Below are 21,044 nucleotides of genomic sequence, written 5' to 3'. Positions count from 1 at the left end.
TAACCCAGACCTCATGTGACTCTCTTCCGCCGGAGCCTGCCATGCCGCCCGTATGGTCAGCCGACCGCCCCCGCGCGGTGATCCACCTAAACGTGGCCGATTTCGCCGTGGCCGTGGAGCGCCTGGAGGACGCCTCGCTGCGCGAGCGTCCGGTGATCGTGGCCCCCCAGGGTGCGGCCCGGGCGCGGGTGTTCGATATGAGCGAGGAGGCCTTTCAGGCCGGGGTGCGCAAGCACATGCCCCTGGCTCGGGCCTCGCGCCTGTGCCGCGAGGCTCGTGTAGCCGCGCCCCGGCCCCACCGCTACGAGCGGGCCATGGCCGAGCTGCTGGCCCGGGCCGCGCCCTTCTCGCCCCTGGTGGAGGCCGAGGAGGACAGCGGGCATCTGTTTCTGGACCTCACCGGCACGGGACGGCTCTTCGGCCCGCCCCAGGACGTGGCCCAGCGCATCCGGCGGGCGGTGCGCGGCGAGCTGGGCCTGGACCCCATCTGGGGGCTGGCGGCCAACAAGCTGGTGGCCAAGGTGGCCACCCGGGTGGTCAAGCCTCGCGGCGAGCACATCGTGGCTCACGGCGATGAGGAAAGCTTCCTGCGGCCTTTGCCCCTGTTTTTGCTGCCCGGCCTGGAGCGCGGCGATCTGCTGGCCCTGGGCGATTACCATTTGCACCGGGTGCAGCAGGCCCTGGCCTGGAGCCGGGAGCACCTGGCCGTGGTCTTCGGCCCACGGGCCGGGCAGGTGGAGGGCATCCTGCGCGGCCGCGACGATTCGCCCGTGCTGCCCCTGGGGCACAAGCCGCCCGTGGTGCGTCTGGGACATGAGTTCGGCGAGGACACCAACCGGGTGCGGCCGGTGGAGGCGGCCCTGTGGCGGCTGGTGGAGCGGGGCGGGGCCGCCCTGCGCAGGCAGGGCAGGGTGGCCCGGCGGCTGGTGCTGTCCCTGGACTACAGCGACGGGGCGCGGGTCTTTCGCCAGCGGGCCCACGCGCCGGGCACGGCCAACGACTTCGTGCTCTTCGGCCTGGCCCGAGACTGCCTGGCCTCGGCCTGGACCCGGCGGGTGCGCATCCGCCACCTGCGCCTGAGCCTGGCGCGCCTGACCTTCCCGCCCGCCCAGATGGAGCTGCCCTTTGCGGCCGAGGACGCGCCGCCGCCCCAAGGCGAGGCCCTGCTGGCCGCCTTGGACGCCATCCGTGGCCGTCACGGCGCGGACAAGATCCGCCTGGGGCGCGGCCTGGAGGCGGCCTGATGGTGCTGCCTCTGGTGCGCTCGCATTATTCGCTCATGCACGGCACCGCCTCGCCCCGCGCCCTGGCCAGGCGGGCCAAGGCCTTGGGCTTTGGCTGCCTGGCCCTGGCCGACCGGGACAACCTCTACGGCCTGTGGGAGTTCCGCAGGGCTTGCCGAGAGGAGGGCCTGCGGCCCGTCATCGGAGCCGAGGTGACGCAACCCGGCGGCGGGGCGCGGACCTGGTGCCTGGTGGAGAACGCGACGGGCTTCGCCAGCCTCTGCCGTTTGCTCACCCGGCGGCATAGAGAGGAGGGCTTCAGGCTGGCGCAAGCCGTGGCCGAGGAAAGCCAGGGTTTGGCGGTGCTCACCGACCACCCGGCCCTGCTGGCCGCTTGGCAAGGGCAGGGCGTGCCCGCATGGGCGGCCTTGCCCCGCCGCCCGACGGGCGCTTCCCTGGAGCTGCGCCGCATGGCCCGCCGCTTGGACGCGCCTTTGGCGGCCATTAGCGACGCCTGCTTTTTGGAGCCCAACGACCGCGAGCGCCACCGGGTGCTAAAAGCCATCGCGGCCAACACCACTCTGTCGCGGCTCGAGCCCGGCGAACTGGCCCCGCCCGACGCCCTGCTGGCGGGGCCGGATGAGTATGCTGAGCGCTTCGCGCCCTTGTCCGAGGCGCTGCACGGGGCGGCCGCCCTGGCCGAACGCCTGGCCTTCGTGCCCGCGCCGGGGGTGATCATGCCGCCCTGGCAGGACGCCCAGGGACGCGGCGCGGACGAGGTGTTGCGCGCGCGGGCCTATGCCGGGGCCGCCGGACGCTACGGCGAGCCTCTGCCCGGCGCGGCCCGGGCCCGCTTGGAGCACGAGCTGGCCATCATCGCGGGCAAGGGCTTTTCCTCCTACTTCCTGGTGGTGGAGGACATCGTTAAGCGTTCGCCCCGCATCTGCGGCCGGGGCTCGGGCGCGGCTTCGCTGGTGGCCTACTCCCTGGGCATCACCAACGTCTGCCCCCTTAAGTTCAACCTCTACTTCGAGCGCTTCATCCATCCCCAGCGCATCGACCCGCCGGACATTGACGTGGACTTCGCCTGGGACGAGCGCGACGGGGTGATCGAATCGGTGCTCGCGCAATACGCGGGCCGCGCGGCCATGGTGGCCACCCACATCTTTTTCCAGGGACGCATGGCCATCCGCGAGGTGGCCAAGGTCCACGGCCTGCCCGCGCAGGAGATCAAGCGGGTGATGCGCCATCTGCCCTGGTTGCGTGGGCCGGCGGAGGGGCACACCGGCTTTTACCCCAAGCGCCAGGCACTGCCGCCGGGCGCCAAGGCCGATCTGGCCGCGCCCTGGCCCGAGGTGCTGGCCGCGGCCCAGGCCATCGTGGGCATCCCCCGCCACATCAGCGTGCACGTGGGCGGGGTGGTGATCACCCCCGGCCCCATCGACTCCTACGCCCCCCTGGAAACCGCGCCCAAGGGCGTGCCCATCATCCAGTGGGAAAAGGACGGGGCCGAGGAAGCGGGGCTGGTGAAGATAGACCTCTTGGGCAACCGCTCTTTGGCCGTGATCCGCGACGCGGTGGCCTCGGTGCGGGCGGGCGGCGGAGCTTTCCACGAGGCGGGCTGGCAGCCCGAGGACGACCCGGCCACCCAGGCCCTGGTGGCCCGGGGCCGCACCATGGGCTGCTTTTACATCGAGAGCCCGGCCACCCGCCTGTTGCAGGAAAAGGCGGCGCGCGGGGACTACGAGCATTTGGTGATCCACTCCAGCATCATCCGTCCTGCCGCCAACGACTACATCCAGGAGTATCTGCACCGTCTGCACGGCGCGTCCTGGGAGCCCATCCATCCCCTGCTGGAGCCGATATTGAACGAGACCTACGGCATCATGGTTTACCAAGAGCAGGTCTCCCAGGCGGCGGTGGCCCTGGCCGGGTTCAGCCACGCGGAGGGCGACCGCCTGCGCAAGGTGATGTCCTGGAAGGACAAGGGGCGCACCCTTCTGGACTACAAGGAGAAGTTCATGGCCGGGGCGCGAAAGAGGGGAGTGAGCCGGGAGCGCCTGGACGCCATCTGGGACATGATGATGAGCTTCTCGGGATACAGCTTTTGCAAGCCCCACAGCGCGAGCTACGCGCGGGTATCCTTCCAGGCGGCTTACCTCAAGGCGCACCACCCGGCCGAGTTCATGGCCGCGGTGATCTCCAACCAGGGCGGTTTCTACTCCGCCTTTGCCTATGTCTCCGAGGCGCGCCGCCTGGGGCTGAGGGTGCTGCCGCCCTGCGTGAACCAGAGCGGCGTGGCCTGGAGCGGGCATGGCCGCGGGCTGCGGGTGGGACTCATGGCTCTCAAGGGCCTGGGCCGGGAGAGCATGGGGCGCATCCTGGCGGCGCGGGAGGCGCGGCCCTTCGCCAACATAGAGGACTTCCTGCATCGGGCGCGGCCCGAGGAGGACGAGGCCCGGGCCTTGATCCACGCCGGGGCCTTCGGGGAATTGCATCCCGGCGCGGACCCGGCCGAGCTGCTCTGGCGTTTGGCCCGGACCCGCCGGGAGCGCGACCTGGCCCGCCGCGACCAGGGCCTGTTTCCCGCCGCGCCGCCGCCGGTGGCCCCGCCCCTGCCGCCGGGCGACGAGCTGGCCCGCCTGCGCCGCCAGTACGCGGTGCTGGGCTTTTTGCCCGAGCGCCACCCCATGGTGCTCTTCGCCCGGGCGCTCAAGGGCAAGGGCATCGCCAAGGCCCGCGACCTGGCGCGTTACGTGGGCCGCCGTATGCGCCTGGCCGGCTGGCTCATCACCGGCAAGACGGTGTGGACCAAGAGCGACGAGCCCATGCAGTTCCTCACCTTCGAGGACGAGACCGGCCTGGTGGAGACCACCTTTTTCCCCCGCGCCTACCGCCGCTTCGCCATGATGCTGGACTGGTCGCGGCCTTATATATTGGATGGCCGGGTGGAGGAGAACTTCGGGGTGGCGACGTTCAACGTGGAGAACGCGGCCCCGGTGGGCCGGCAAGGGGCCGCCAGCATGGGCCCAAATGGGCGAGGGGAATAATGATTTTAGTTTCTACTTGCAAAATGGCGGGTTGCCGAAAATGCTATAGTCTTATCAGGGTTTGAAACGGCGATCCCTCACACACCAGAATATAGCCCATGCGCCGATGCACTAATAAAACGCGGGGATGCTCCCTGCTTCTAATTCTCCTGGGCGGCGCGCTGCTGGCTGGCTGCGCCACGGGGGACAAGTACACCTATCAGGCCATCAAGCAGGAGCGGCAAGCTCCGGCGGTGGCCCCGGCCGCTCCGGCCGCGACGCCGAGCAAGGCCGAGGCCCCTACGGTCCCGCCTGAGGTGAAGCTGCCCGCCCAGCTGGACCTGCGCGCGGCCATCGGCCTGGCTCTGGCCCACAGCCCGGACCAGCAGATGGCCCTGGCCCGCATCCGCCAGAGCGAGGCATTGGTGGCGCGGGCCCAGGCCGCCTTCTGGCCCCGCCTGGGGGTGAGCGGCTCCTATCAGCGCGGCGATGCGCCCAGCGCCTATCTCTTCTCGACCATCGACCAGCGCGACCTGGGCAACAACGTCAACTTCAACCAGCCGGGCACCTTCCAGAACTTCGAGGCGGGCCTGAACGCGGGCTGGAACCTCTATCGCGGCGGCCGCGACCTGCTGAACCGGCGCATGGCCGAGACCGGCACCGAGATAAGCCGCCTGGACCGCCAGAGCGTGGAGAACGCCCTGGTGGCCTCGGTGATCCAGGCCTATTATAACGCCCTGGCCGCGCGCGACTTCGCGGCCATCGCCAAGGACAGCCAAAAGACGGTGGGCGCGCAGCTTAGGGCCATGCGGGTGCGCCACGAGGCGGGCGGGGCGCTCAAGTCCGACGTGCTCTCCCTGGAGGTGCGCCTGGCCTCGGCCCACGAGTCCCTGGTGCGGGCCAGCAACAACTACCGCCTGTCCCTGGCCGCCCTGGCCAACCTCATGGGCGCGGACCCGGACGCGGAGTTCACCCCGGTGGAAGGCAAATCGCCGGGGGTGAAGATTCCGCCCGCCTACCGCGACGGCCTGGCCGTGGCCCTGGAGCTTCGGCCCGAGCTCAAGAAAGCCCGCCGCCAGGTGGAGCAGGCACGCATGGGCCTGGACCAGGCCAAAGCGGGCTATCTGCCCACCCTGGACGCCCGGGGGCGTTTGTATATGGACGCGGCCACGCCCGGAGAGTTCGAGGCCAACAAGGCCAACTGGGTGGCCGGGCTCACCCTGAACTGGGACCTGTTCACCGGCTTCTCCACCCCGGCCGAGGTGCGCGCGGCATCCGCCCGTTTGGAGCGCATCCTGGCCGCGGACAGCAAGGCCACCCGCCAGGTGCAGCTGGAGGTGCGCTCTTCGTACCTGAACCTGGAGGAGGCCAAGGCGCGGGGCCGGGTGAGTACGGCCAGCGTGCGTAGCGCCAGCGAGTCGCTCACTCTGGTGCAGCGGCAATACGACGGCGGCGCGGCCACGGTGACCCGCTATCTGGAGGCCGAGCTGGACCTGAGCCGGGCCCGGCAGCGTTCCGCCGCCGCCCGCTACGACCAGGCCAAGTCCGAGGCCGACCTGGCCCGGTCCCTGGGGCTGTGGGCCCGCTATGCAAGGCAGGAGGCCAAAGATGCCCGCTAAGACGATCCGCCTCATCGGCCTGGTGGCCGGGTGCCTGGCCCTGGCCCTGCTCATCGCCTATACCGGCGGCTTTCTGGACTTCGGCAAGATCGGGCCTGGGCGCATCGAGGCCCGGGAAAAGGCCGCTCCGGCGGGGCGCGAGGCCCAGACCAAAGCCGTGGAGCTGCCGGTGAACCACCAGGCCGTGGGCACGGTGCAGCCGGTGAGCGAGATACGGGTGGAGGCCCAGGTGCCGGGGCGCATCCTCAAGGTGGAGGCGCGCGCCGGGCAGATGGTCAAGCAGGGGCAGGAACTGGTCAAGCTGGACGACCGGCAGTACCGCGCCCGCCTGGCCCAGGCCCGGCAAGGCATGGCCGAGGCACAGGCGGTGCTGGCCCGGGCCAAGGCCGAGCACAGCCGCGTGGCCCAGCTCTTGAAGGGCCAGGCCGCCACTCCCCGCCAGATGGAGATGGCCACCGAAGGGCTCAAGCGGGCCCAGGCCCAGGTGGCCCGCGCGGGCGAAATGGAGCAGGAGGCACGGGTGGCTCTGGGCTATACCACGGTGAGCGCCCCGACCGACGGCCGGGTGATCAAACGCCTGGCCGAGCCCGGCGACAGCGCCCAGCCCGGGAGGCCGCTGCTCACCATGGAGGCCAAGGGCGGCCTGCGTTTGGAGGCGGTGTTGCCCGAGGGGCTCTTCGCGCGGGTGCATCCCGGCCAGAAGCTCCAGGTCGAGCTGCCTTCCCTGGACCGCGTGCTTAGCGGCGAGGTGCGCGAGGTGGTGCCCGCCGCCGACCCGGCCACCCGCACCTTCATCGTGAAGGTGGGCCTGCCGACCGAGGCCGGGCTCTACCCCGGCGTGTTCGGCCGCCTGCTGGTGCCGGTGGGCAAGCGCAAGGCGGTGCTGGTGCCCGCCGCGGCGGTGAGCCGGGTGGGCCAGCTGGAGATGGTCATGGTCAAGCAGGACGGCCGCTGGCAAAAGGTGATGGTGACCACCGGCCGCCGACAGGGCGACATGCTCGAGGCGCTTTCAGGCCTCAAGGGCGGCGAGACGGTGCTGATTCCGGCCGAGGGCCATGCCCGCTGATCCCAGCCAAAACGGCGAGCCGCGCCTGGGCCTCATGGCCCGGCTGGTGCGGCCCTTTGTCACTTCGCAGCTATCGTTGCTGCTGATGATTCTGGCGGTGTGCCTGGGGGCAGCGGCGGTGATGCTCACCCCCCGCGAGGAAGAGCCCCAGATCGTGGTGCCCCTGGCCGACGTGATGGTCAGCGCGCCCGGGGCCAGCGCCGCCGAGGTGGAGCGCCTGGTCACCACCCCCCTGGAGCGCCTGCTCTGGCAGATCGACGGGGTGGAGCACGTCTACTCCCGGGCCCAGCGGGGTCAGGCCGTGGTCACGGTAAGATTCTTCGTGGGCGAGGACCGCGAGCGCTCCCTGATCAAGCTCTACAACAAGATCGCCATGAACGCCGACCAGGTGCCCTCCGTGGTGCGGGGTTGGGTGGTCAAGCCGGTGGAGATCGACGACGTACCCATCGTCAATCTCACCCTGCACTCGTCGCGCTACTCGGACTACGAGCTCCGGCGCATGGCCGAGGAGATGCTCTTCCATCTCTCGCGGGTGCCCGACATCTCGCGCACCGGCATCTACGGTGGCCGCGCCCGCCAGGTGCGGGTGGAGCTGGACCCCCAGCGCCTGGCCGCCTACGGCATAAGCCCCCTGGCTGCGCGGCGGGCCCTGGCCGGGGCCGACGCCGCCGCCCTGGCCGGGCGCATGGATCAGGCCGACCGGGTGTTTCAGGTGACCAGCAACGCCTATTTGCAGACCCCGGCGCAGGTGGGCACCTTGGTGGTCGGGGTGCATCAGGGCCGGCCGGTATATCTGCGCGACGTGGCCCGCATCCTGGACGGCCCGGCCGAGGCGACCGCCTACACCCGCATGAGCTTCGGGCGGGGCTGGCTGGCTCGCCAGGGCCTGCCCACCGACCGTCAGGGCCTCAACGCGGTGACCATCGCCCTGGCCAAGAAGCGCGGCACCAACGCGGTGAGCGTGGCCGAGGACATCCTGGCCCGGGCCGACAAGCTCAAAGGGCAGATATTGCCCGCCGGGGTGGGGCTCACCGTGACCCGCAACTACGGCCAGACCGCCCAGGTGAAGAGCGACGAACTGATGAACTCGCTGTTCTTCGCGGTGCTCACCGTGGTGGCCCTGTTGGCCTTCACCCTGGGCTGGCGCGAGGCTCTGGTGGTGGCCATCGCGGTGCCCCTGTCCTTTGCCATGGCCCTGTTCGTCAACTACCTTTTCGGCTACACCATCAATCGGGTGACCATGTTCGCCCTGATCCTTTCCCTGGGCCTGGTGGTGGACGACCCCATAACCAACGTGGACAACATCCAGCGCCATATCCGCCTGGGGCGGCGCAACCCCCTGGAGGCCACCCTGGTGGGGGTCAACGAGGTGATGCCGCCGGTGATCATGTCCACCCTGGCCATCATCGTCAGCTTCGCGCCGATGTTTTTCATCACCGGCATGATGGGCCCCTACATGGCCCCCATGGCCATCAACGTGCCCCTGACCGTGACCTTCAGCACCGTGTGGGCCCTTACCGTGGTGCCTTGGCTCTGCTACCGCTTGCTAAAGAACCGAGCCCCGGCCGTTGACTGTCAGGGCGAGACGATCACCGGCGAGGCGAAAGAGGTGACCCCGCCCGGCCTGCGAAGGGCCTACCAGGCCACGGTGAAGCCTTTTCTGGAGCATCGCGCCTTGCGCTGGGGGCTGGCCGGGGCTATCGTGCTGGCCCTGGCGGCCTCGGTGGCCCTGGTGGCCCTGCGCCAGGTGCCGGTGAAGATGCTGCCCTTTGACAACAAGAACGAGTTCCAGCTCGTCTTGGACCTGCCCGAAGGCACCACCCTGGAGACCACCGACCGGGCGGTGCGGGCCCTGGAGCGTTATCTGGCCGGGGTGCCCGAGGTGGTGAACTACACCTCCCATGTGGGCGGTTCCTCGCCCATGGACTTCAACGGCATGGTGCGCCACTACTACCTCCGGCAGGGAGGCAACGTGGCCGACATCCGGGTGAACTTGGCCCCCAAGGACCGGCGCGAGCAGCAAAGCCACGAGATTCTCCTGCGCCTCCGCCGCGACCTGGAGAAAATCGCCGGCCGCCACGGGGCCAACCTGAAGCTGGTGGAGTTGCCGCCCGGCCCGCCGGTGTTGGCCACGGTGGTGGCCGAGGTCTACGGCGAGCCGGGCACGCCCTACGCGGACCTGGTGAAGGCCGCGGGCCAGGTGCGCGGGGTGATGCACGCCGAGGACAAGGTGGTGGACATCGACGATTCCTCCGAGGCAGAGCGCCCGCGCTGGGACTTCGTGGTGGACAAGGAGAAGGCCTCGCTGCACGGCATCAGCGCGGCGCGCATCACCGCCACCCTGCGCCTGGCCCTGGGCGGCGACCAGCCGGCCACGGTGCACTTGGCCCACGAACGCCAACCCTTGCCCATACGCCTGATCCTGCCGCGGGTGAGCCGCAGCAGCCTGGAGGAGTTGAACCAGCTTCCCGTGGCCACGGCCTCGGGCGGCCACGTGGCCCTGGGCGAGCTGGGGCGTTTCGTGCAAGCACCTACCGAACAGCCGGTGATGCACAAGGACCTCAGGCCCGTGGTAATGGCCTACGCCGAGCTGGCCGGGCGCTCGCCGGCCACGGTGATCCTGGACCTGCAACAGCGCATGGAAAAGGTCAAGCTTCCGCCCGGGGTGTCGGTGGCCTGGGACGGCGAGGGCGAGTGGCACATCACCCTACGCGTGTTCCGCGATTTGGGCCTGGCCTTCGGAGCGGCGCTGATCGGCATCTTCATACTGCTGGTGGTGCAGACCGGCTCGTTCACGGTGCCGGTTCTGTTGATGCTGGCCATACCCCTGACCCTCCTGGGCATCATGCCCGGTTTCTGGCTACTCAACCTGGTGGCCGGGGACGCGGTGGCCGGTTGGCCCAACCCGGTGTTCTTCACCGCCACCAGCATGATCGGCATGATCGCTCTGGGCGGCATCGTGATCCGCAACTCGGTGGTGCTCATAGAGTTCGTGCACAACGAGATGGACGAGGGGCGCGGCTTCAAGGACGCGGTGCTGGCCAGCGGAGCGGTGCGTTTTAGGCCCATCGTGCTCACCGCAGCCACCACGGCCCTTGGGGCCTGGCCCATCACCCTGGACCCCATCTTCTCGGGTCTGGCCTGGGCCCTCATCTTCGGCCTGGCCGCTTCCACCGCCTTCAGCCTGCTGGTGGTGCCGGTGGCCTACTACGCGTTGTACTACAAGAAATTCGCGGGGAGCGAGGCGAACGCTTAGGCGCTTGCGGCCAGGCTGTTCAGGTACTTTTGCAGACCGCGCACGTCCGCGCCCAGGAACTGGCGGGATAGCTCGGCGGCAAGGTCCGCCCGGCCGGTGAGGTGCAGCTCGATCACCTTGCCGTCCTGGCTGATGAAGTGGGCACGTAGCGGGGCCTGGGGTTGGCCGCCCTCCCAGTGGTGCAGATAGAGTCCTGCCCGCACCTTGACCTGGCGCAGGGCCCGGGCGCGGCGGGGTTTGAAGGTCCACTCCGGCGAGAGCAGGCGGCGGCCCAGACGCTCCATGGCCCCGCGCAGCTCATCGTCCAGGGGGTGCTCCTCCAGGGGGCCCAGCACCTCGTCGAAGCGATAGGCCATGCGCTGGTAGAGCGCCTCGTCGTCAAGGGCGGCTTCGCGCTCCGGGCCCAGCTCGCGCCTGAGGGAGGTGAGCTGCTGTTCCATGTAGGCCTGAAAGCAGCGGCGAAAGGCCTCGCCCGGGGCGCGCAGGGCCCGGGCCATGGCCGCGCAGTCAAAGGAGCGCATGAGGTTGCCCACAAAGGCCACGCACTGGCCTATCTCGCCCGCGCCGGTGCCCGCGATGCGCCGCTCGCCCACGGCCACGTCGTTGACCGGGGCCACCCGGGCGGTCACGCCCAGGTCGCCATAGGCCGCCACCACCGGGGCCAAGAGGCGCGCATAGAAGCGCTGGCGGTTGAGGCTGACCAAGGGATGCTCACGCCGAAGCACCACCTGCCAGAAGAGCTGGTTGCGATCCAGGTACACCGCGCCGCCGCCCACCTCGCGGCGGAACACCGGCAGCCCGGCCCTGGCGCAGTAGTCCAGGTCCAGCTCCTGGGCCGGGTCCTGAAAGTAGCCCACCGACAGATAAGGCCGCTCCGGCGAGCAGAGCACCAGGCCCTCGCGGCCCAGGTGGGCCAGGGCGTGGTAGGCCAGCTGGCTCTCCTGCCAGGAGACCGAACCCAGGCGATATAGGTGCATCGCGCCGCGGCGTGAAGACGGCATGGGCTTATTCTACTGCCGCGCCCGGAGCGCCATGTGGATGGCGCCCGCAGCGCAGGTGGTGACGCACAGCCCGCAGCCGTAGCATTTGTCCGGCCGGAAAACCACCGCGCCCGGCTCCCCGCTCTGGGCGCCGAAAACGCAGCGCTCCACGCACGCGCCGCACTGCACGCATGCCTCCGGGTCCACCTCGGCCACGTAGTCGGCATGGGCCACCAGATCGGGCCGCCCGAACTGCTTCATGAAAGCGATGTCGTGGCAGCAGCACTCGCAGCAGCTGCAGAGCGCGTACACGTGCTGCTCGGGGTTGTAGATGGTCAGGTGGATCAGGCCGTGCTGGTTGGCCAGCTTGAGCACCTCGGAGGCCTCTGCCAGGCTGACCCTCCGGGCCATGCCTTTCTCGACTTTCTGGTCAGCCACGTCGTTGAGGTAGAAGCAGGTCTCGCGCGGGTTGTCGCAGCGCTGGTAGGTGGTGCGGCACAGGCAGTCGGCCAGGGCGAAGGAGCGCGCATTGCGCAGTATCTCCAGCACCTGCTGGGTGGGCAACACCCACTGCAAGCACTCCACCGACTGCCGCACCGGGATGATCTTGGAGGAGCTGGGTATCTTTCCTTCCCGCACCCACCCATCGAAGGTGTGCAGGCGTTTGGCAAGCTCTTGGTCCCGCGCTTGGTCTTTCATGCTCCCCACCTAAGCCAGATCAAATGTCCAGGGAGGCCCGCACCAGTTGGGCCACGTCCATTACCTTGAGGGGCAGCTTGTTGCGCCGGGCGTGGGTGGCCATGGTGCGCAGGCACTGCTGGCAGCCGCTGACCACCGTCGAGGCCCCGGTGGCCAGCACCTGCTCAACCTTGCGCCGGGCGATCCCCGCGTTGAGCTGCTGGTCGATCATCTCCAAATTTCCCCCACCCCCGCAGCACAGGCAATTCTCGCGGTTATCGGCCAGCTCCACCAACTCGACCCCAGGCAAGGCGCGGATCACCCGCCGGGGGGCCTCGAAGACCCGCGCGGCCCGTCCCAGGTCGCAGGGGTCGTGATAGGTCACGGTTAGTTTGCGCTCGGCCAGGGGCAGGCGGCCCGAGGCCAAAAGATCATCCAAAAACTGAGTGGCGTGGCGAAGCTTGAGTCCGGCTTTGGGGTAGTGCTCGCGCCACATCATGTAGCAAGAGGGGCAGGCAAAGACCACCTCGTGGGCGCCCTTGTCCTTGATGGCGGCCAGGTTGTGCTCGATCATTTCTTGGGCAACGGGCAGGTTGCCCGCGCTGAGCAGGGGGAAGCCGCAGCACCATTCGTCCTCGCCCAGGAGGGTGAAGTCCACCTCCGCCGTCTGCAGCACCTCGGACAGGGCCACGGGTATCTGCTGGGCCAGGGGGAAGTAGGAGGCCACGCAGCCGGTGAAGTAGACCACCTCGGCCTGGTCCTTGATGAACAGGTCGTCCGGCGGGTCGTCCAGGTCCTCCACCCACTCGGCCCGCTCGTCGGGCTCCTCGCCGAACACGTTGTGGCTCTCGGCCAGGTTCTCCAGGATCAGGTCCACCTTGGAGGGGTAGGCCCCTTGCTCCACCAACTCCTGGCGCAGGTTGAGCCACAGCTCCTTGAGCCCGATGCCCGAGGGGCAGACCTCGGCGCAGTTGCCGCACAAGGTGCAGCGGAACACCGTCTCCGAAAACGCGCGCCACTCATCCTCGCTGGGAGGCCGCCCGCCGAACAGCCGCCGCAGCCAACCGCTGCCGGTTCGGCCCGCCCTCCGCTGCCAGTCCAAACGGTAGAAACCCGAGAGCTTGCCGTCGCCCGAGGCGTTCACCGCGGGGCAGGCATCCACGCAGGCGGCGCAGCCGGTGCAGGCTTCCAGGGACATGAGCTGCCCCTTGCTATAGAGACGGTTGTCCAAAGTTCTAGCCTTCGTTGGCGTGCTTGGCGATCTCGGCCTCCACCCAGGGCCGCACCGCCGCCTCCCCGTGCATGAGATCCTCGATCTCACTCAGGTCGCCCGCCCGCAGGCGATACATCCAGCCCGCGCCGTAGCAGTCCTGGTTGATCAGCTCGGGATTCAGCTCCAGCTCCTCGTTGACCGCGATGAGCTCGCCGTTGACCGGAGAGAGGATCTTGCCCAGCCACTTGCCGGACTCCACCTTGGCCAGCTTCTTGCCCTTCTTGAGCTTCTTGCCCTCGTCAGGAAGCTGCACGAACACGATGTCTCCGGCCAGCTTCTGGGCAAAATCGTCCATGCCCATGACCAGCTCGTCGCCCTCCACGCGCACCCAGTAGTGCTCCGGGTCGTAGTAAAGCTCGTCCGGGAAGTTGTAGCCGCTAATTTCCATGACAGGCACCTCGTACTTATTCGGAATCTTCGATCAGCTCCATGAGGAACTGAGGGGTGGTCATAACTCGGAATTTTTGAGCGCGCAGTTTGGCGTTGGACAGGTTGTGCACGCAGGAGTTGCACTCGGTTAAGAGCACCTCAGCGCCGCTTTCCTCAACCTGCGACAAACGGCGGCGGGCCATGGCCAGGGAGTTCTTGGCATAGGCCCCGCGCACCCCGCCCCCGGCCCCGCAGCACAGGGCGTCCTGGCGGTTGTCGGCCAGCTCCACGAAGTTGGGGGCCACGGCCTTGATGGTCCGGCGCGGCTCGTCGTAGATGCCGCAATGGCGGCCCAGGTCGCAGGGATCGTGGTAGGTCACCTTCAGGTCGCTGGTCAGGCCCAGGTCGCGCCCGGTCAGGAATTGGCTCAGGTGCATTATCTCCAGGCCCGCCTCGCGCAAGGGGGCGTAGGCATCCTGCTCGCTGAAGGTGCGATAGCAATAGGGGCAGCCGGTGACCACGGTCTTGGCTCCGGTGGCCAGGATGCGCTCGATGTTGGCGCTCGCCAGACGGGGCTTGAGACTGAAGCCCACGTCCTCCAAGACCCCGGAGCAGCACACCTCGTCGATGAGGGTGTAGTGCACCTCCAGGTGGTCCAGGAGGTCCAGGGCCGCCTCGGTGGCCTCTTCCTCGCGGTATTGGCCCACGCAGCCCATGAAGTAGACCACCTCCGCCCGGTTTCCCCGCTCGCGGTCGAAGTCCTCGGGGTCGTCCTCGGCGTAGATGTTGTCGTGGTCGTCCAGCACCTGGTCCATGCCGGAAAATGCGGGGTGGCAAGTGCCCAGACCCACCATCTCCTTGCGCGCTGCCTTGATGATGGCGGGCACATCCACCCCAGAGGGACAATTGGTAGCGCAGGAGGCGCAGGTGGTGCATTGGAACAGGCTTTCCACCAGTTCCTCGCCCAACTCCAGGCGTCCGTCCAGCACTTCCTTGAGTAGCAGCATCTTGCCGCGCGCGTTCAGGGCCGGCCGTCGGGTGCCCCCGAACACCGGGCAGTGGGCTTGGCAGAAACCGCAGCGCGAGCAGCGCTGAATCTGATCGCGGAATTTTTCCAACAAGGGATGTTCGTCAGACATGCTTATTCGTCCAAAGCCATCTTGCCGGGGTTGAGGATGTTGTGAGGGTCGCAGACCTTTTTGATGGAGCGCATCAGGTCCAGAGCAACCGGGTCGTGCTCCATGGCCATGTAGGGCGCCTTGGACAGCCCGATGCCGTGCTCGCCGGTGAGGGTGCCGCCCAGGTCCACGGCCAGCTGGAACAGGTCGCCGGCCGCGGCCTCGACCCGCTCCTTCTCGGCCGGGTCCTTGGCGTCGTAGAGGAACTGCGGGTGCAGGTTGCCGTCCCCGGCGTGGCCGAAGGTGGCGATCTGCACCTTGCGCCTGGCGGCGATCTCCTGCACCCCGCGCAGCATGGGGGCCACCTGGCTCATGGGCACGGTGATGTCCTCCAGCGAAAAGTTGGGCCGGATGCGGGCCAGCACCGCATAGCAGCTCTTGCGCGCCTTCCACAGCCCGGCCGCCTGCTCGGCGCTTTCCGCCTGCTTCACCTCGCGGGCGTTGTGGGCCTGGAACTGCGCCACCACCCGCTCCATCTGGTAGTCCGCCTCGCCCTGGGTGTAGCCGTCGGTCTCGGCCAGGAGCATGGCGTCCACCTCGGGCAGGTTGAGCTCGGTGTTCTGGTTGATGGCCTTGAGGGTCTCGCGGCCCAGGATCTCCAGCACGCTGGGGATGACCCCGCTGGCCATGACCCCGCTCACCGCGCGGCCCGCGTCTTCCAGGTCGTCGAAGATGGCCAGGGTGGTGGCCGTGGCCAGAGGCTTGGGGCTGATCTTGAGGATGATCTCAGTGACGATGCCCAGGGCGCCCTCACTGCCCACGAACAGGCGGGTGAGGTCGAAGCCCGATACGCTCTTCATGGCCCGGTTGCCGGTCTTCATCAGGCGGCCGTCGCCCAGCACCACGGTCAGGCCCAGCACGTAGTCGCGGGTGGTACCGTACTTGGCGCCTTTGACCCCGCCCGCGTTGGTGCCCACGTTGCCCCCCAGGGTGCAGGCCTTGCCCGAGGCCGGGTCGGGCGGGAACACGTAACCGTGCGGCTCCAGGGCCTTGGCCAGGTCGGCGTAGACCACGCCGGGCTGCACCACGGCCACCCGGTCGCCGATGCTGATATCGATGATCTGGTCCATGCGGCTGAGGTCAAGGACCAGGCCGCCCTGGGCCGGCACCGACAGGCCCGAGAGCCCGGTGCCCGCGCCGCGCACGGTGACCGGGAAGCCCTCGGCGTTGGCCAGCGCCACGATGGCCTGCACCTGCTCGGCGCTCTCGGCCCACGCCGCCGCGTCAGGCCGGTGGGCGTGTTCCGAGGCATCGGAGGAGTAGCTCACCAGGTCGATGAGCTGGTCGCTGAAATTGGCCTCGCCCACTATGGAGCGGAGCTTGTCCTTGATCTCGGGTGTCATGTCACTTTCCATGTTTGGTCTCGCCGCCCGCCCGGATAGCCAGCCACAGGGGGGCCAGCAGGATATGGCGCAAACGGCTGAAGGGCAGATAGGCCACAAAGGCGGCGTAGCAGATGGCGTGGCCGTACCACAGCCAGGCATAGGCGCTTTGCAGGGCCGGGCCCGGCGTGAACAGGTGGCTAAGCGCCGCGCCCACTAAAGCCCAGGGCGCGCCGCCGTGTCCGGTGAGCGCCAGGCGCGCACCCTCGGTGATGAAGCCGCTGAGCACGATGAGCCCGATGAGGGCCAGGGCGGGCCAGTCGGGCCGGGGCAGGCCGGGCAGGGCCGCGCCCCGCCGGGCCAAACGGCGGCCCAGGGCCAGCAGGCCGCCTGCCAGGATCATCAGGCCGGTGAGGTCTAAGAACAGGGCCGTGGCCGGGTGGTTCTTGGCCAAGAGAGCTTGGGTGAAATAGCTGCCCACGGCCCAGCGCCCCAGCACCAGGGCTGCCAAGGCCCAGGCTAGGCGCGCGGCTAAGGGCAAGAAAATCAGGGCGTGCACCAGCCAGCGGCCCCGCGACAGACGCCACAAGCGGCGCTGCAACAGGCCGTCCAGGAGCAGAGCGCTCAGGGCCGGGCCGATGCGCCAGGCGCTTTTGTGATTCGGGGCCGGGCCCGCGCCGCCGCCGCTGAGCCAGAAGGCCAGCGAGCCGACGAAGCCCAGAAGCAGCAAGGCCAGGGCGATGCGCGAGGGCCAGTCGGCCAGGCTGAGGGTGGCGGTGTGGCAGGCCAGGCACAGCGCGCTCTTGGGGGGCAGCACCGCGGCGGGCGCGCCAATCTGGTTGCCCTCAAAATGGCAGCGCTTGCACGAAGCCTGGTTCTTTACCGGCACCAGAGCGTGGGGACCGGCCTCGCCGCCGAAGTGGCAGGCCTGGCAAGACACCCCGGCGTGCAGGTCGCCGCTGGCCTCTTCGTTGTGGGGCAGATGGCAGTCGGTGCAGGAAGCGAGGGTGATGTTTTCGTGAGGCACCTGCTGGGCGCCTTGGTGGCACTCCACACAGGAAAGCTCGGCGTGCGGGCCCAGGTCTTGGCCCTTGCCGTCGGCCAGGCCTTCGGAGGCGTGGCACTGGAGGCAGGCCGCGTCGGCTTTGGCCATGGCCGCCGCCGGAGCGGACCAAGCCAGGACCAGCACCAGCGCGGCCAGGAACAGCCCGCCTATGGGCAGGAGGCGGCGCATCAGGCCCCCGCGCCCCGCGCACGGCCAAGGTGCTCGCGGTGCTTGTCGCCGCGCACCGACACCACGGTCACCGGGCTATGGCGGTACACCTTGTCCGCGTTGGAGCCCAGCATGGTGCGGGCGAAGTCGCCCCGGCCCTTGGTGCCCATGACGATGTAGGCCGCCTCCTCGCGGGCGGCCACGTCCAGGATGGCCTCCCAGGGCACGCCGATCTCCACCAGGCAGCGGGCCGTTAGGCCGTACTCTTGCACCAGCTCTTCCAGGCGCTGCTGGCGGCCTTGCTTGCGTTGGGCCACCGCCTGCTCGCAGTCAAGCAGCTCGGTGGTGCCTTGGATGAAGCGGAGCTCGTCCACAACGCGCTGGTGCAGCACGTTCAGCGCCACCAGCTCGCCGCCCAGGCAGCTGGCCAGCTCGCCGGCCAGCTTCACCGTGTCGCCGCTGTAGCCGGAAAAATCCACCGCCAACAGAATCTTGACCGCCATGGGGCCCTCCTAATCGCTGCCTACTGGTAGGCCACCGTGGGCAGCCATATGACCAGCTGAGGCCACATGGCCACCATCACCAGGCCAATGAGCTGCAGGATGATGAAGGGCACCACGCCCTTGTAGATTTCGACTAGCTGCACGTCCGGTGGGCACACGCCTTTCAGATAGAACAAGGCAAAGCCCACCGGTGGCGTGAGGAAGCTGGTTTGCAGGCTGACCGCCACCAGCACCACGAACCACACCAGCTCGGGGTTTTCCACCACGCCGTGGCCGTCCACGTGGATGCCCAGGGAGCTGATAACCGGGGCCAAGAGCGGCAGCACGATAAGGGTGATCTCGATCCAGTCCAGGAAGAAGCCCAGGATGAAGATCACCGCCAGGACCACGAACATGATGCCGTGGGGCCCCAGGGGGATGCCGGTGAGGGCGGCGGAGATGAACTCGTCGCCGCCCAGGCTCCTGAGCACCAGGGCGAAGGTGGTTGCCCCCAGGAAGATGGCGAAGATGTAGGCCGTGGTGTTGAAGCAGGCGAAGGTCACTTCCTTGATGACCTTGAAGCTGAGCTTCTTGTTGTAGGCGGCCAACAGGGTGGCCCCCAGGGCGCCCACGCCGGAAGCCTCGGTGGGGGTGGTGATTCCCGCGAAGATGGAGCCCAGCACGGCCAGGATCAGGGCGGCGGGCGGGAGGATGGTCTTGAACACGTCCCAGACCATGCGCCACTGCAAGGGCTTGCGGTCCGGGCTCAGGGGGGCGGCGTCGGGCTTGAAGAAGCAGTAGACCAGGATGAAGGTGATGTAGAGTGCGCCCAGGATGACGCCGGGCACCACCGCGCCCATGAACAGGTCGCCCACCGACAGGCCGAGCTGGTCGGCCATGATCACCAGCATGATCGACGGGGGGATGAGGATGCCCAGGGTGCCCGAGCCCGCGATGGTGCCCAGGGCCAAGGGCCGCGAGTAGCCTTGGGCCATCATGGCCGGCATGGACAGCAGGCCCAACAGCACCACCGAGGCGCCGATGATGCCGGTGGAGGCGGCCAGGATGATGCCGATCATGGTGACCGTGACCGCCAGGCCTCCCCGCACCTTGCCGAAGAGGTTCTGCATGGCGTTCATCATCTTCTCGGCGATGCCGGAGTGATCCAGCATCAGGCCCATGAAGATGAACATGGGCAGCGCCACCAGCACCCAGTTGTCCATGAACTTGTAGACCCGGTTCACCGACATGCCCAGGGTCATCAAATCCAGGCCGGTGAGGGTTCCCAAATACATGTCCGAGAAATAGCCCACCACCGTGAACAACACGCCCACCCCGCCCAGCACGTAGGCCACCGGGTAGCCGGTGAACAGGAAGGCCACGAAGGTGAGGAACATGGCTATGACGAGATAGTCTTCAACCGGCATGGCGATCCCCCCGAGGCGCGGCGAGCACCGCGATGCTGGCTATGAAGCGGCTGATGCCAGCCGTGCCCAAAAGGGCGAAGGAGATGGGAATCACCGCCTTGATGATCCAGCGGAAGGGCAGGCCCAGGGGAGAGTCCGAGGCCTCGTTGACCCGCCAGGATTCGGTCCAGAAATCAACGCCCATGTAGATGAGCACCGCTACCCAGGGCAGCAGGAACAACAGGGAGCCCACGATCTCCCAAAAGGCCTTGCCCCGGCGCGAGAAGCGCTGGTGCATGATGTCCACCCGAATGGGCGAGTCCATGGCCTGGGAGTAGGACAGGCCGATCATCACTGCCAGGCCGTAGAGGTGCCATTGCAGCTCCTCCAGCCACACCTGGCCCTTGCCGAAGGCATAGCGCAGCACCACGTTGAGGATGATGGCCAGCACCAATAGGCAGTTGCTCCAGGCAGCCACCTTGCCCACCTTGATGACAAACCGGTCCAACTTTTTACAAATGGCCGGTGGTTGGTGAGAATCGCCGCTCATGAGCCGTCTCCGAATGCCCCGGACGGGCCGGGGTCTGGGCGAGGGAGCGGGGCGGCGGCGCAGGCCGCCGCCCCGCCAGGAGGGGAAAGCCCCTTGGGGCCGGGTTTACTTGAGCTTGGGCGCGGGCCGGGGCAGGAAAGCCACCGAGGACCAGTACTCATACTCCTCGCGGAACTTGCTCAGGTCGTCCCACACCTTGGCGAAGAAGGGGTCCTTCTTCTTTTCTTCCTCGACCACCTCGAGCCAGGCCTTCTTGTAGGCGGCCAGCATCTCGGGGGACCAGTACTTGTTGATAACGCCGCGCTTGGTCACGTTTTCCTTGATGACCGGGGCCTGCAGGGACTCCACGAAAGCCAGGGAGTCGGCGGTGGCCGCGCGGGTGATGATCTCCAGGCACATCTTTTGATGCTTGCTCAGGGAGTTCCAGGTGTCCTTGTTGATCAAGAGCTCGAACAGGGAGGCCTGCTGATGCCAACCGGGGTAGTAGTTGTATTTGACGACCTTGTAGAAACCCAGGCGCTTGTCGATGGCGGGCATGGAGAACTCGGTGGCGTCCAGGGCCTTCTTCTCCAGGGCCGGGAAGATTTCGCCGCCGGGCAGCAGGCTGGTGGACACGCCCATCTTCTGCATGACCTTGCCGCCGAAGCCGAAGAAGCGCATGCGCAGGCCCTTCAGGTCCTCGGGGGTGTTGATCTCCTTGTTGAACCAGCCGGAGGTCTCCGGGGCGATGACCCCACAGAGCAGGACGTGGACGTTGTAGCCGTTCTTGTCATACATCTCCTGCCAGAACTTCAGGCCGTTGCCGTAGTACATCCAGGCGAGGTACTCGCTGGCGTCGGGGCCGAAGGGGATGGCCGAGAAGATGGGAGCGGCGTTGATCTTGCCGGCCCAGTAGGCGCTCATGGAGTAGCCGGCGTTGACCTTGCCCTTGGACACGGACTCGAGAATCTCGAAAGGCGCCACCAGCTTCTTGGGCTCGTAGACCTTCATCTTGATGGCCCCGCCGCTCAGGGTGCCGATGCGCTCGGAGACCCACTTGATGGTGGAGCCCAAGCCGGGCAGCTCGGTGGAGAAGGTGACCGGGACTTTGAGCAGAACGGGTTTTTCCTTGGCCGAGACCAGGGCGGGCGCGGCCATCAGCAGGCTGAGGGCCATCACCAGGGTCAAAAGTTTGGCTGCTTTGCGCATGCCTTCCTCCCTTCGTACATTGGCTTTCAGGTCACTTGCCCGCCCGGCCGGAGGCTCCCGCAGGGAGCCGCCGCACAAGGCGCGGCGGGTTTATATGGACGAAACGCCTCAATGCGGCGCATCGGTTTCGGCCTGGGCCAGAGTCTTCGGAGGGCCTGCCAAGGGCCGAGCAGGCAGGGCAAGCAGCCTTCCGGTTACTTACGGTCAATTGG

The 21,044-nt window shown here is 68.0% G+C and carries 16 protein-coding genes; 5 read left to right on the top strand and 11 right to left on the bottom strand.

The genetic code is table 11. From position 1 onward, the window contains the following. Window positions 1–41: 41 nt before the first annotated feature. From KQH53_13685 to KQH53_13665, 5 genes are all read left to right on the top strand, one after another. Window positions 42–1,244: a hypothetical protein gene (locus tag KQH53_13685; GenBank protein MCB2227725.1), complete on the top strand. Its 1,203-nt coding sequence runs from the start codon at window positions 42–44 to the stop codon at window positions 1,242–1,244. Next, window positions 1,244–4,273: a DNA polymerase III subunit alpha gene (locus KQH53_13680; GenBank protein MCB2227724.1), complete on the top strand. Its 3,030-nt coding sequence runs from the start codon at window positions 1,244–1,246 to the stop codon at window positions 4,271–4,273. The genes KQH53_13685 and KQH53_13680 overlap by 1 nt, the downstream gene beginning before the upstream one ends. Window positions 4,274–4,371: 98 nt before the next feature. Then, window positions 4,372–5,871 carry a TolC family protein gene (locus tag KQH53_13675; protein MCB2227723.1) on the top strand — a complete coding sequence of 500 codons (1,500 nt, stop codon included), beginning with the start codon at window positions 4,372–4,374 and terminating at the stop codon, window positions 5,869–5,871. After that, window positions 5,861–6,937: an efflux RND transporter periplasmic adaptor subunit gene (locus tag KQH53_13670; GenBank protein MCB2227722.1), complete on the top strand. Its 1,077-nt coding sequence runs from the start codon at window positions 5,861–5,863 to the stop codon at window positions 6,935–6,937. The genes KQH53_13675 and KQH53_13670 overlap by 11 nt, the downstream gene beginning before the upstream one ends. After that, complete coding sequence (locus KQH53_13665; protein MCB2227721.1) at window positions 6,927–10,193, top strand: efflux RND transporter permease subunit; 3,267 nt, start codon at window positions 6,927–6,929, stop codon at window positions 10,191–10,193. The genes KQH53_13670 and KQH53_13665 overlap by 11 nt, the downstream gene beginning before the upstream one ends. Here KQH53_13665 and KQH53_13660 read toward each other — a convergent pair. The 11 genes from KQH53_13660 to KQH53_13610 form a co-directional block, all read right to left on the bottom strand. Next, window positions 10,190–11,194, bottom strand: coding sequence for a lipoate--protein ligase family protein (locus tag KQH53_13660; GenBank protein MCB2227720.1), 1,005 nt, complete (start codon window positions 11,192–11,194; stop codon window positions 10,190–10,192). The genes KQH53_13665 and KQH53_13660 overlap by 4 nt on opposite strands. 9 nt (window positions 11,195–11,203) lie before the next feature. Continuing rightward, complete coding sequence (locus tag KQH53_13655; GenBank protein ID MCB2227719.1) at window positions 11,204–11,872, bottom strand: 4Fe-4S binding protein; 669 nt, start codon at window positions 11,870–11,872, stop codon at window positions 11,204–11,206. A 19-nt stretch (window positions 11,873–11,891) separates the two neighbouring features. Further along, window positions 11,892–13,049: a (Fe-S)-binding protein gene (locus KQH53_13650; GenBank protein ID MCB2227718.1), complete on the bottom strand. Its 1,158-nt coding sequence runs from the start codon at window positions 13,047–13,049 to the stop codon at window positions 11,892–11,894. A gap of 37 nt (window positions 13,050–13,086) precedes the next feature. Continuing rightward, entirely contained in the window at window positions 13,087–13,512 is a 426-nt protein-coding gene (gcvH, locus tag KQH53_13645) for a glycine cleavage system protein GcvH (protein ID MCB2227717.1), read from the bottom strand. Between the two features lie 16 nt (window positions 13,513–13,528). Next, entirely contained in the window at window positions 13,529–14,632 is a 1,104-nt protein-coding gene (locus KQH53_13640; protein ID MCB2227716.1) for a (Fe-S)-binding protein, read from the bottom strand. A 2-nt stretch (window positions 14,633–14,634) separates the two neighbouring features. Further along, window positions 14,635–16,026 carry an FAD-binding protein gene (locus KQH53_13635; protein MCB2227715.1) on the bottom strand — a complete coding sequence of 464 codons (1,392 nt, stop codon included), beginning with the start codon at window positions 16,024–16,026 and terminating at the stop codon, window positions 14,635–14,637. Further along, window positions 16,016–17,227: a respiratory nitrate reductase subunit gamma gene (locus KQH53_13630; protein MCB2227714.1), complete on the bottom strand. Its 1,212-nt coding sequence runs from the start codon at window positions 17,225–17,227 to the stop codon at window positions 16,016–16,018. The genes KQH53_13635 and KQH53_13630 overlap by 11 nt, the downstream gene beginning before the upstream one ends. Beyond that, the gene (locus KQH53_13625; GenBank protein MCB2227713.1) at window positions 17,227–17,709 is read right to left on the bottom strand and encodes a universal stress protein; all 483 of its coding nucleotides are present in this window, start codon (window positions 17,707–17,709) and stop codon (window positions 17,227–17,229) included. The genes KQH53_13630 and KQH53_13625 overlap by 1 nt, the downstream gene beginning before the upstream one ends. A 20-nt stretch (window positions 17,710–17,729) precedes the next feature. Then, entirely contained in the window at window positions 17,730–19,115 is a 1,386-nt protein-coding gene (locus tag KQH53_13620) for a TRAP transporter large permease subunit (protein MCB2227712.1), read from the bottom strand. After that, complete coding sequence (locus KQH53_13615; protein MCB2227711.1) at window positions 19,105–19,644, bottom strand: TRAP transporter small permease subunit; 540 nt, start codon at window positions 19,642–19,644, stop codon at window positions 19,105–19,107. Before KQH53_13615 ends, KQH53_13620 begins: the two co-directional genes overlap by 11 nt. Before the next feature lie 105 nt (window positions 19,645–19,749). Continuing rightward, window positions 19,750–20,832 carry a TRAP transporter substrate-binding protein gene (locus tag KQH53_13610; GenBank protein ID MCB2227710.1) on the bottom strand — a complete coding sequence of 361 codons (1,083 nt, stop codon included), beginning with the start codon at window positions 20,830–20,832 and terminating at the stop codon, window positions 19,750–19,752. Window positions 20,833–21,044: the final 212 nt, after the last annotated feature.

Source organism: Desulfarculaceae bacterium (genome assembly GCA_020444545.1).
In the GTDB taxonomy this organism is placed as follows: domain Bacteria; phylum Desulfobacterota; class Desulfarculia; order Desulfarculales; family Desulfarculaceae; genus Desulfoferula.
Note: the sequence above shows the minus strand (reverse complement) of the source record. Positions and strands in the feature narration are given on the sequence as shown.

Excerpts from the sequence above, each read along its gene's own strand:
- KQH53_13625 (MCB2227713.1), bottom strand. The coding sequence starts at position 17,709 with ATGGCGGTCAAGATTCTGTTGGCGGTGGATTTTTCCGGCTACAGCGGC.
- KQH53_13675 (MCB2227723.1), top strand. The coding sequence starts at position 4,372 with ATGCGCCGATGCACTAATAAAACGCGGGGATGCTCCCTGCTTCTAATT.
- KQH53_13685 (MCB2227725.1), top strand. The coding sequence starts at position 42 with ATGCCGCCCGTATGGTCAGCCGACCGCCCCCGCGCGGTGATCCACCTA.
- KQH53_13615 (MCB2227711.1), bottom strand. The coding sequence starts at position 19,644 with ATGAGCGGCGATTCTCACCAACCACCGGCCATTTGTAAAAAGTTGGAC.
- KQH53_13635 (MCB2227715.1), bottom strand. The coding sequence starts at position 16,026 with ATGGAAAGTGACATGACACCCGAGATCAAGGACAAGCTCCGCTCCATA.
- KQH53_13680 (MCB2227724.1), top strand. The coding sequence starts at position 1,244 with ATGGTGCTGCCTCTGGTGCGCTCGCATTATTCGCTCATGCACGGCACC.
- KQH53_13655 (MCB2227719.1), bottom strand. The coding sequence starts at position 11,872 with ATGAAAGACCAAGCGCGGGACCAAGAGCTTGCCAAACGCCTGCACACC.
- KQH53_13640 (MCB2227716.1), bottom strand. The coding sequence starts at position 14,632 with ATGTCTGACGAACATCCCTTGTTGGAAAAATTCCGCGATCAGATTCAG.
- KQH53_13620 (MCB2227712.1), bottom strand. The coding sequence starts at position 19,115 with ATGCCGGTTGAAGACTATCTCGTCATAGCCATGTTCCTCACCTTCGTG.
- KQH53_13610 (MCB2227710.1), bottom strand. The coding sequence starts at position 20,832 with ATGCGCAAAGCAGCCAAACTTTTGACCCTGGTGATGGCCCTCAGCCTG.
- KQH53_13670 (MCB2227722.1), top strand. The coding sequence starts at position 5,861 with ATGCCCGCTAAGACGATCCGCCTCATCGGCCTGGTGGCCGGGTGCCTG.
- KQH53_13650 (MCB2227718.1), bottom strand. The coding sequence starts at position 13,049 with ATGTCCCTGGAAGCCTGCACCGGCTGCGCCGCCTGCGTGGATGCCTGC.
- KQH53_13630 (MCB2227714.1), bottom strand. The coding sequence starts at position 17,227 with ATGCGCCGCCTCCTGCCCATAGGCGGGCTGTTCCTGGCCGCGCTGGTG.
- gcvH (MCB2227717.1), bottom strand. The coding sequence starts at position 13,512 with ATGGAAATTAGCGGCTACAACTTCCCGGACGAGCTTTACTACGACCCG.
- KQH53_13660 (MCB2227720.1), bottom strand. The coding sequence starts at position 11,194 with ATGCCGTCTTCACGCCGCGGCGCGATGCACCTATATCGCCTGGGTTCG.
- KQH53_13665 (MCB2227721.1), top strand. The coding sequence starts at position 6,927 with ATGCCCGCTGATCCCAGCCAAAACGGCGAGCCGCGCCTGGGCCTCATG.